The following is a 2,361-nucleotide window of genomic DNA, read 5'->3' as shown; positions in this document are numbered from 1 at the left end:
CCTCAAGGCCCGGTCCCCGGGGCGGCGCTCGTCGACGAGCTGCTCGAAGGAGCATCGGTCGAGGGCGTCGCGGTGCGGGTACCTCGCGCCCGGAGCGTCGAATCCCGCGGCGCCGCGGGCCTCCTGAAAGCCCGCGACCTCGGCGGAATCGACGAAGAGGATCTCGGCGTCGGGATCGAGGAACCGCCGGATGAGCCATCCGGTCGCGGTCCGGTTGACGTGAATGCCCCGCCGGGTGACCCAGCGCACCCGGAGTTGATAGCAGTTGATCTATCGATCTGTCAACTGCTATAACGACCTTCCGGCACGAGAAGACGGAGCCCGCCGAAACGGCGGCTACGGCGAGGTTCGGGCGGTCTCCGGTCCGCGAACCGCTCCGTCGGCAACCGGGCGGCCCCGTCGCGGCGGGACGATGAAGCTCCACGCGTGCGCGAGCTCGGCTTTCGCCCATCGCAGCAGGCCGTGCGCGATCATGACGAAGACCGACGACCGCACCGAGTAGCCGACGAAATTCGGACGCCTCCCGGCGTTGTGATTTCCGTAGGTGCCGAGCGCCTTCTTGCGGCGGGCGATCGCGGCAAGCCGGCGGTTGTAGAAGCGGATCGGGTAGTAGCCGATCCACGCGCCGTCGTCGTAGAACGGCGGAACGCCGAGGCGGTCGTGCGAATGCCGGTAAACCGGCATGATCGCGACGGCGTAATACAAACCCGTGTCGAGGAGGAACGCCGTCGTCATCGTGTCGTAGTCGCCCATCACCGTGTATTTGTCCCGGTAGATCGACTCGTAGAAATAGCGGAAGAACCGCTCATAACGGCGGTTGTGGTCCGCGTACTCCGTCGCCATCTCGTCCGGGGCGGCCCCGCCGAGAGCCTTCAGGATCAGGTTCACGCGCATGTGAACGGAGAACGCCATCTGGTCGAGGCCGGGCGAATAGAACGGATCGAGAAATCCCCCCGCGTCTCCGACGCACGTCCACCCCGGCCCGATGAATCGGTCGACGTAGTAGGGGAGATGCGCGTAGTAGCGGCAGTCCCCCTCGACGGGCGCCGCGTGCTCGAGGAGCTCGCGGGTGAGCGGATTGGCGTCGAGGAAGCGCTCGAGCTTCTCGAGCGGCGTCGTTCCCGCCGGATCGACGAACCGCTTGTCCCAGACGAGCCCGACGGACGTCTCGCCGCCGCGCAGCGGAATGAACCAGATCCAGTATCCCCACCCGGTGAAGTGGTTCGTCGCGAGACGGCGGGAAGTGAGCACCGCGCGGGAGAACGGGTCGGCCGGGTCCGTCCCGGAGACCTCGACGCCGTCGAGGTCCTTCACGTCGCGGTACCGGACCCAGATCGCTGCCGTCGGGTGCGATGCGATCGGCGTCACGCCGCCGCGCTTGCGGGCCAGCAGCGCCTGTCGGCCCGTCGCGTCGACGACCCACTTCGCGGCGATCTCGACGGTCTCTCCGTTCGGGCGCTCGATCGTGAGGCGATTCCCCGCCTCGCCTCCGAGCTCGAAGGAGACGACCTTCGAGGGCCGCCAGACCTGTGTCCCTTCCGTCGCCGCGACCTCGAGCAGGTGCTCGTCGAGATGCGCGCGGTCGATCTGGAACGACGGCGTGCGCGGAAGCTGCGTGGGCCCCACTTCCGACGCTTCGCGCAGGCGCGTCACTTCGTCGTTGACGAACCAGTAGCGGAACGCGTGCTTCGGAAGCTGCTCGCGCGACAGATAGTCGTATTGCTTGAGAACGCGTGTGAGGAAATAGGCGGACATCTCGACCGTCGACTCGCCGACCTTCCAGTCGAATTTCTCGCCCTTTTCGACGACGAGGACGCGGAGCTCCGGCCGCCGGCGCTTGAGGAGAATCGCGGTCGAAGCGCCGGAAACCGCGCCGCCGACGATAACGACGTCGAAGATCTCCGAGGGTTCCATCGCGGAAGTCTACCGCGGAGAGAGACCGAAATCAGGGCTTCATGGGCGGGAGATCGGCCGTCAGATCGAGGCCGAAGAAATCGCTCATGATCTTTGCCCGGCGGCGCACTTCCGCCAGGTACGCCGCGTCGGTCCACACGTCCGCGGGAGCGGCCACCTCCGTCGTCGTGGCGCCGAGCCAGATCACCGCGTCGGCCTTCTCCCGAAGCGGTGGAGAATTCTTCGAACTCATCGGCATCCAGCGCGGCTTTCCGTCGACGATCCGCCGCACCATCACGCCCGACTCCATCATTTCGGAGAAAGGATGGGCGCCGATGTCGCCGGCCGTGTCGAGCGCAACGGGATGACAATCCGCGAGCCCCGAGAGCGGGCGGCGGGGAGGTACCGTGAAGATCGCGTAGGAAGTCCCCGGCCGCTCTGTCCGGAGGAGTTCGCCGGCGCCGGGAT

3 protein-coding genes are annotated in these 2,361 nt (G+C 67.0%); all 3 read right to left on the bottom strand.

Annotated features, from left to right (window positions below; all coding sequences use genetic code 11):
- A partial coding sequence (locus VKH46_00365) for a chromate resistance protein ChrB domain-containing protein (GenBank protein ID HKB69268.1) occupies positions 1–249 on the bottom strand: 249 nt, incomplete at its 3' end.
- Positions 250–336: 87 nt separating this feature from the next.
- Positions 337–1,914: an NAD(P)/FAD-dependent oxidoreductase gene (locus tag VKH46_00360; GenBank protein HKB69267.1), complete on the bottom strand. Its 1,578-nt coding sequence runs from the start codon at positions 1,912–1,914 to the stop codon at positions 337–339.
- A gap of 31 nt (positions 1,915–1,945) precedes the next feature.
- On the bottom strand, positions 1,946–2,361 hold a 416-nt coding region (locus VKH46_00355; protein ID HKB69266.1), incomplete at its 5' end, for a hypothetical protein.

This window comes from Thermoanaerobaculia bacterium, from assembly GCA_035260525.1.
In the GTDB taxonomy this organism is placed as follows: domain Bacteria; phylum Acidobacteriota; class Thermoanaerobaculia; order UBA5066; family DATFVB01; genus DATFVB01.
Note: the sequence above shows the minus strand (reverse complement) of the source record. Positions and strands in the feature narration are given on the sequence as shown.

Coding starts and splice junctions, on each gene's coding strand:
- VKH46_00360 (HKB69267.1), bottom strand. CDS start 1,914: ATGGAACCCTCGGAGATCTTCGACGTCGTTATCGTCGGCGGCGCGGTT.